General features: G+C 61.3%; 7 protein-coding genes. 2 read left to right on the plus strand and 5 right to left on the minus strand.

The annotated features are described in order from the left end of the window. Positions 1 to 47 precede the first annotated feature (47 nt). The 5 genes from ACOYNV_RS24215 to ACOYNV_RS24235 form a co-directional block, all read right to left on the minus strand. Positions 48 to 1,253 carry an NnrS family protein gene (locus ACOYNV_RS24215; protein ID WP_422902375.1) on the minus strand — a complete coding sequence of 402 codons (1,206 nt, stop codon included), beginning with the start codon at positions 1,251 to 1,253 and terminating at the stop codon, positions 48 to 50. 208 nt (positions 1,254 to 1,461) lie between these two features. After that, on the minus strand, positions 1,462 to 2,175 hold the full coding sequence (locus ACOYNV_RS24220; protein WP_422902376.1) for a potassium channel family protein: 714 nt from the start codon (positions 2,173 to 2,175) through the stop codon (positions 1,462 to 1,464). Between the two features lie 159 nt (positions 2,176 to 2,334). Then, a complete protein-coding gene (locus ACOYNV_RS24225) occupies positions 2,335 to 3,486 on the minus strand; it encodes a THUMP domain-containing class I SAM-dependent RNA methyltransferase (protein WP_422902377.1) in 1,152 nt (383 codons plus the stop codon). 8 nt (positions 3,487 to 3,494) lie between these two features. Next, the gene (locus ACOYNV_RS24230) at positions 3,495 to 3,917 is read right to left on the minus strand and encodes a CopD family protein (RefSeq protein WP_422902378.1); all 423 of its coding nucleotides are present in this window, start codon (positions 3,915 to 3,917) and stop codon (positions 3,495 to 3,497) included. Between the two features lie 249 nt (positions 3,918 to 4,166). Beyond that, complete coding sequence (locus ACOYNV_RS24235; protein ID WP_422902379.1) at positions 4,167 to 5,042, minus strand: NAD-dependent epimerase/dehydratase family protein; 876 nt, start codon at positions 5,040 to 5,042, stop codon at positions 4,167 to 4,169. 39 nt (positions 5,043 to 5,081) lie between these two features. Here ACOYNV_RS24235 and ACOYNV_RS24240 point away from each other — a divergent pair, with 39 nt between their 5' ends. Beyond that, the gene (locus ACOYNV_RS24240) at positions 5,082 to 6,161 is read left to right on the plus strand and encodes a CDP-6-deoxy-delta-3,4-glucoseen reductase (protein ID WP_422902380.1); all 1,080 of its coding nucleotides are present in this window, start codon (positions 5,082 to 5,084) and stop codon (positions 6,159 to 6,161) included. A 5-nt stretch (positions 6,162 to 6,166) separates the two neighbouring features. Continuing rightward, positions 6,167 to 7,342, plus strand: coding sequence for an EAL and HDOD domain-containing protein (locus tag ACOYNV_RS24245; RefSeq protein ID WP_422902381.1), 1,176 nt, complete (start codon positions 6,167 to 6,169; stop codon positions 7,340 to 7,342). Positions 7,343 to 7,489 lie beyond the last annotated feature (147 nt).

The following is a 7,489-nucleotide window of genomic DNA, read 5'->3' on the forward strand; positions in this document are numbered from 1 at the left end:
GGATTCCGGGTCAAGCCCGGAATGACGGGGTTATCCGTGACTGACTACTAGCCACGTCGGCCATCAATCCTGGCCTTGACCCAGATCGGCAAGAAAAGCAGCGCAAACAGGCTAAACGCCAATACCCACAAGGCTTGCCCGAGCAAGATCCAGTGGGCGTAATACGCCGGCAGCAGCCAGACACCCACGACCCGGCATGCCGCTGCCAGCGCTGCAAGGGCAAACACCACCGGCAATACGCGTGGCGGTGCATTCACATTGCGGCCGGTATGGCCCAGGCTGACCCGCGCCATCATCCCCAGCGTCACCATGCCAATGCCGCCAGCGGCCAGCGCATGCACGGCCAGGCTGTGGCTGGCCCAGCCGGCTCCGGCCAGGGCTTTGAGCAGGAAACCCAGCACCAGCCAGCCATAAGCCACGACCAGCACCCAGATCATCGGCTTTTTCCAGACGTCCGGATGCACCCAGCCGGCCAGCCGCCAGGCGTGGAGAATGGCCAGAAGTCCGGCCAGCACAGAAACCAGAACCAGCAACACCGCATCATGACGGGACTGCAGCCAGACATCGGCAATGGCCAGCGCCAGAAACAGCACCAGACTCCAGCGATCCACGCGCGGGTCGTTGCGCGTCACAAAACCATTGTTGAGGCCGTTCTCGATGAACATCGGCACGACCCGCCGGATCAGCGTCAGCACCAGGCCCAGGATCAGGTAAAAACCGGCATACAGGCCAACGCCGATCCCTTCCGGCCAGACCCTGGCAACCCCCAGATGGAATACCAGGCTGGCCGGAATGAAGAGCGCAACCTTGCCCACGATGGCCATCTGGTTCCACTGCTTTACCCGCACAACGGGCCGCGTCAGCGCCACCAGCAGGACGATCAGAAACAGCAGTTCAGCCAACGCCGGCCAGGCGCCACCGATCGCGAAGAACGGCAGCACTCTGGCCAGCAACCAGATGACGGCCAGCGCCAGCAAGGGGTAGCCGGTCAGCGTCGGCAAGTTGGTCCAGTTGCGCACCGCCGTCAGCAAGAAACCCGACACCACCGCCAGTCCGAAACCAAAAATCATTTCATGGGCATGCCAGGTGATCGGCGGATAGTCCTTCGGCAAGACCGGCATGCCCAGCCCGAAGCTGCCAAGCCAAAGCAGCATCAAGAGCGCAGAACCCAGGGTCGCCAGCGCAAAAAAGGGGCGAAAACCGGTATGCAGAAAAGCAAATTTGCCGGTAAAAGGTGTTTCGATATTCAACATGGGTGCGTCCGTTGCATGAGGAGGCGGTTGATCCTGGAAAAGGCAGTTGACCACGGCGAACACGGCGAACACGGCGAACACAATGGAAAAACAATGGCTTGCAATGTTTTCATGATTCATCCTTTGGGTAAGCCATCAAATCCTGAAAAACCGAGCACCCCGAGAGTATTTGCTTCGCAGCAGCTTTTCGCTGGGCCCGTCAGTCGCTTCATGTAGAACTCCCTTCGTTATTTTTTTCGGCGCTGGAAACATAAAGGCTGACCAGGCGCGCCACCATGACGGCAAGATAGAGTTGTCCGGCCACCGCCTGCACCATCACAAGACCGCGCGCCAGATCACTTTTCGGCAGCACGTCGCCCAGGCCCAGCGTCGTCTGCGTGACAAAACTGAAATACATGCTGGTATGCAAGGAGAGCGATCCGCCTTCGGGCAGGAGGTAAGCGTCGTGCCATTCCAGCCCGACGGCCCAGTGAAGAATGGCGAACAATATTCCCACCAGCATGTACACGCTTAATCCGGCGTAGATAAGCTCCGCACTGACCCTGCTTGAACTCATGGCGACGCGCACGGTGTCGATTCCGGCAATAAAACCCAGGATGACCAGGGCGATGGTGCTGGCGGCAATCACGCTTTGTAATTCGATGGATCCGGCCACTATCCGGATGCTGATCAAGGCGAATAAAAGTATCAGCAATACGTGTGAAAAATGACGGCGCCTGATTCCTACGAGTGCCGCAACCAGGTTGATGCCGACGAAAATCATCAGATGGGTTTGAACCAGGCCAAACGCAGCGAGCAAGGGCGCGGCGATCAGCGTCAGAAACAGGGTATAGAAAAGGAAGCTGTAACGGTGTGCAAGCCAATATGCAAAGACAGAGCGCAGGTGGTGATGGCCGAGGTGTATTAACGATCTGTTTTGCATGCTTTTATTACTCCCGATGGCCTGTGGGGTGCAGAGCCCTGAACAGCTCTGCAACAGGGCATTTCCAGGCGGCATGCCCCGAGATCCGCATGAATGCTGCCTCGCGCGACACTTACTCTGAAGAAGCCCGTCCAGCCTGCCTTGCAGGCCGGCTCTGAGTTACTTCCGGTTGCTTCCGGCGACCATCTTGAATTCGAACAGCCGGCATTCGATGGCGCCGTTGTAGAGCGGGGTTTTCTTGCTCGGCGTCAGGCGCATCAGCTTGGGCAGGCGCAGGTCGGCGCTCAGCAGGTAGCAGTTCCAGCCGGCGAAATTGCGTTTGAGGGCGCCGCCCAAAAGCGGGTAGAAGGCGGCCAGTTCGTCCTGTTCAGAGAGGCGTTCGCCGTAGGGCGGGTTGGCGACCATGATGCCGGGGCTGTTGCCATAGTTGGCCGGGGCGTCGATTTCCAGCAGATCGCCGGTGCTCAGCGTGACGGCGGGCAGCAGGCCGGCGCGGTCGAGGTTGGCCAGCGTGGCGCGCACGGCGACCGGCGAAATGTCGCTGCCGTAGATCTGCGCCTTGGCCGCCGGCTTTTCGGCATCCATGGCGCTGTCGAGCAGATCCTTCCAGACGGCGAGCTGGAAGTTCTTCAGGCGCTGGAAGCCGAAGTCGCGTCCGGCGCCCGGCGCGATATTGAGCGCCATCTGCGCCGCTTCAAGCAGGAAAGTTCCGCTGCCGCACATCGGGTCGAGCAGCGGCGTGCCGGGTTGCCAGCCGGAAAGGCGCAGGATGCCGGCGGCGACGTTTTCCTTCAGTGGCGCTTCGACGGTCTTCTGGCGCAGGCCGCGCTGGTAGAGCGGCGCGCCCGAGGTGTCGATGTACAGCGTGCATTCGTCGGCGGTGATGAAGCCGTGCATGCGCACCTCCGGCTCGCGCGTGTCGACGCTCGGGCGCTTGCCGGTGTCGGCGCGGAAACGGTCGCAAATGGCGTCCTTGATGCGCAGGGTGATGAACTCAAGGCTCTTGAGCGGACTTTTGACCCCGATCACATCGACGCGGATCGTCTGCCCGAAGTCGAACCACGTCGGCCACGCCGTTTCGAGCGCCAGGCGATAGATGTCGTCTTCCTTGGCGTAGCGGCCATGGGCGACTCGCCACAGGATGCGGGTGGCGATGCGCGAGTGCAGGTTGGCGCGGTAGCAGGTCGGCCAGTCGGCGACAAAATGCACGCCGCCGGGAATCGGCTTCAGATCGCTGACGCCGGCGGCGACGAGGTCTTCCGCAAGCAGGGCTTCAAGACCGCGCGGACAACTGGCAAAAAACTTTTCCAAAGGAGTTCCTAGAAGGGTTTGAGAATGACCAAGAGGGTGACGACGAGCAGGACGATGACCGGGATTTCGTTGAACCAGCGGAACCAGACGTGGCCACGCGTGTTGCGGCCAGCCTGGAAATCATTCAGCAGCTTTTTACAGTAGAGATTATAGGCAACCAGGCCGACGACCAGCGTTGTTTTGGCGTGCAGCCAGCCGCCGCTGACGCCAAAACCGAGCCACAGCCAGAGGCCGAGGGCAATCGACAGATAACCGATCGGCGTCATGAAGCGATAAAGCTTGCCGGCCATCAGCAGCAGGCGGTCGCGTTCGGCGCGGCTTTCCTTCGGCACCATCGCCAGGTTGACGAAGATGCGCGGCAGGTAGAAGAGGCCGGCGAACCAGCTGACGACCAGCACCAGATGCAACGATTTGAGTACCAGGTAAAACATCGATGTTTCCTTTCTTGCCAGGCGGCAATAAACCTAGAAAAGGCAGTTGACCACAGCGAACACGGCGAACACAACGGGAAATCAATGACTTGCAATATTTTCATAATTCACCCTTACCCTTTGGGTGAGCCATGAAATCCTAAAAAACTGAGCACCCCAAGAGTATTTGCTTCGCAGCAGCTTTTCGCTGTGCCCGCCGTGTTCGCCGTGGTTAAACTGAGGTTTTAAGGATAAATTGAGGGTAACGGGCTAATCAGCGGCCCCCATGCCCGTCAAGCCATCCGCAACCTGCGGGTAGCGCAATTTTGCCCGGAGTTCCTTTTTGCTGCGCCGGTTGTCGAGCCGGCGCGACTCGCTCATGAATGACAGTTGCACGGGCGACATCCGTTGCTGCGCTTCGCTGCGCGTAATGCGCGGCGCCTGCGGCAGGCCGAAGCGGTCGGCAACCAGGTCGAAGTATTCGCCCATCTTCAGCGCGGAGTCGTCGCTGGCGTTGTAGCAGCGGTTGGCGCGGCCGTAGCGCAGCGCGGCGCAGGTCAGCATGGCCAGGTCGTCGGCATGGATGTGATTGGTGAACACATCGTCCTCGGCACACAGCGTCGGCACACCTTTTTGCAGGCGCTCGATCGGCAGCCGGTCGGCGGCGTAGATGCCTGGGGCGCGCAGGATGCTGACGCGGACGCTGTTGTTCCTGCCGAAGCGGCGCAACTGGCGTTCGGCATCGACGCGACGCCGGGCGCGGGCGGTGGCCGGGCGCAGCGGCCGGGTTTCGTCGATGTGCGCGCCGGCGCAGTCGCCATAAACGCCGCTGGTGCTAATGTATATGAGCCGCTGTGGTAGACTTTTTCCCTGGCTCAATGCCGCCAGCAGATTGCGCGTGCGGGTATCGGCGCTGCCGCGATCGGGTGGGGGCGCAAAATGCAGCACGATGTCGGCGAGGCCGCCAATACGCTTCAAACTGGCGGCACGATCAAGATCGGCGAGGATCGGGCAGGCACCGTTGGCGCGCCAGAAAGCGAACTGCGCCGGGTCACGCAGCAGGGCGAAGAGTCGATAATGGCCGAGCAGGCGGGGCAGGGTACGGCGAGCCACGTCACCGCAGCCGACGATCAATAATTTTTGCACGGCGCAATTTTACCGGATTCATGCCGTCAGGGAGATTCGATGGGGTTTCAGATCAGCGTTCAGCCGAGCAATCACGTTTTTCAGGCCGAGGCGGAGGAGACGATTCTCGACGCCGCGCTGCGCCAGGGGCTGGCCTTGCCCTACGGTTGCCGCTACGGAGCCTGTGGCGCCTGTCGCGGGAAGGTGCTGAGCGGGCAGGTCGATCACGGCAAGGCATTGAATGAGGTGTTGAGCGAGGCCGATCGCCGTGCCGGATTTGCCCTTTTCTGCTGCGCCAGTGCAAGCAGCGACCTGAGCATCGAGAGCCGGGAACTGCGTTCGTCGGAAGAACTCCCGGTGAAGACCCTGCCGGCGCGGGTGCAGAAGCTGACGCGTGCGGCGCCCGACGTGATGCTGGTCGAACTCAGGCTGCCGGCCAGCGAGCGATTGCAGTTCTTTGCCGGGCAATACATCGATATCCTGCTCAAGGGCGGTCGGCGGCGGGCGTTTTCGCTGGCCAATGCGCCGCACGACGATGGCTGCCTGCAACTGCATATCCGGCATGTGCCGGGCGGGCAGTTTACCGATCATGTGTTCAGCACCATGAAGGATCGCGACATGCTGCGCTTCAACGGGCCGCACGGCAGTTTCTACCTGCGTGAGGATTCGCAGAAACCGATGCTGCTGGTGGCCGGCGGTACCGGGTTCGCGCCGATCAAGGCCATTGTCGAACACGCCATCGCCGAAAAGACGACGCGGGCCATCACCCTCTACTGGGGCGGACGCGAGCGCGCCGATCTCTACCTGTTGCCGCTGGCCGAGCAGTGGGCCCGCGAGCAGCCCGGCATGCGCTTCGTTCCGGTGCTGTCCGATACGCCGCAGTGCGAGAAATGGAGCGGGCGCATCGGATTTGTGCACGCCGCGGCGATGCAGGATTTTCCTGATCTTTCCGGTCACCAGGTGTATGTTTGCGGTTCGCCGGCGATGGTGGCGGCCGCCCGGCGGGATTTTGTCGGACAATGCCAGCTGCCGGAAAACGAGTTTTTCGCCGATTCCTTCGAATATGCCATCGACGAAGCCAGTGAAGCAGTTAGCGAAGCGGCAACCGTTGTCCAGAATCCATCCAATATTGCAGGTTGATCGCCATGCCCGACGTCTTCATTTCCCGCCAGCCCCTGGTCAATCGCCAGAGCAAGATCATCGCCAGCCGCCTGACGCTGCACCTGGCTGACGGCGCGACGACAAAAGATGCCGCCACCACCCTGAACGCGCTGACCAAGTGCTGGCCGCAGGGTGAAAAACTGGTCTTCATCAATTGTGGCGATACGCCCGTCGATGCGGCGCTGCTCGAATGGCCGGTGCCGGCCAATGCCACCATCGAAGTTCCTTCAGCGTCGTTGCTTGAGCCCGGCGCCGAGGCTTTCATTGCTGCCGTGCAGGCCGCGCAACCCTCGCTGTGCCTGATTTTCGACACGCAGGCGAAAGCCGCGCTGGCGGCCGGCGTGACGTTCCGCTTCATCGCCTTCGACGCGCTGCGTTATACGCCGGCACAACTGAAGATTCTGGCCGCGCAGACGCAGCCTTATGGCATTGGCGTGGCCTTCAACGTCAATGACGAACAGGGTTTCCAGTCCTGCCTCGACGCCGGGGTGAATGCTGCCGCCAGCTGGTTTTTCATGCGCTCGAAAAAAGCCACGGCCAAGGTGCTCAACCCGGGGCAGGCGCAAATCGTCCGCGTCCTCAACCTGGTGCGCAAGAATGCCGATGTCAAGGAAATCGAGGCGGCGCTGAAACAGGATGTGGCGCTCTCGTACAAACTGCTGCGCTACATCAACTCCGCCGGCTTCGGCCTGTCCTGCGAGGTCCAGTCCTTCCGCCATGCAGTGACCATTCTCGGCTACAACAAGCTCAACAAATGGCTGTCCCTGTTGCTGGCCACAGCCAGCAAGGACCCGATGGCGCCGGCGCTGATGCACACCGCACTGACCCGCGCGCACCTGATGGAAGTGCTGGCGCACGGCCTGGTCGACCGCCAGGAATTCGACAACCTGTTCATCACCGGCGCCTTCTCGATGCTCGACGCCCTGCTCGGCGTGAGCATGGACAAGGTGCTCGAATCGATGAGCCTGCCGGAGCCGATCTGCGACGCGCTGCTCGGCAACGGCGGGGTTTATGGTCCCTTCCTCGAACTGGCCAGGGTCAGCGAGAGCTACGACGGAAAAGCCCTCGCCGAACAGGCGGCAATGCTCGGCCTCTCCGCCGACCATTTCAACCGTGCCCAGATGCAGGCGCTGACCTTTGCCGATACGATGGAGTTGTGAGGTGTTGATATCTTGTGAAGAAATCAACATCCACCGCAGAGGTGACCGAAGGGAATGCAGAGCCGCAAAGGCGCAGAGGTAACGCAGAGGAAACCATGTTGAAACGTGCTGGATAACCACCCCCCCCCCGGGGGGGGGGGGGGGGGG

Origin of the sequence: Propionivibrio sp. (assembly GCF_049316945.1) — a bacterium.
Lineage (GTDB): Bacteria > Pseudomonadota > Gammaproteobacteria > Burkholderiales > Rhodocyclaceae > Propionivibrio.

What these genes read in the sequence shown, in the direction of transcription:
- ACOYNV_RS24230 (WP_422902378.1), bottom strand. Translation starts at nt 3,917, where the DNA reads ATGTTTTACCTGGTACTCAAATCGTTGCATCTGGTGCTGGTCGTCAGC.
- ACOYNV_RS24240 (WP_422902380.1), top strand. Translation starts at nt 5,082, where the DNA reads ATGGGGTTTCAGATCAGCGTTCAGCCGAGCAATCACGTTTTTCAGGCC.
- ACOYNV_RS24220 (WP_422902376.1), bottom strand. Translation starts at nt 2,175, where the DNA reads ATGCAAAACAGATCGTTAATACACCTCGGCCATCACCACCTGCGCTCT.
- ACOYNV_RS24215 (WP_422902375.1), bottom strand. Translation starts at nt 1,253, where the DNA reads ATGTTGAATATCGAAACACCTTTTACCGGCAAATTTGCTTTTCTGCAT.
- ACOYNV_RS24245 (WP_422902381.1), top strand. Translation starts at nt 6,167, where the DNA reads ATGCCCGACGTCTTCATTTCCCGCCAGCCCCTGGTCAATCGCCAGAGC.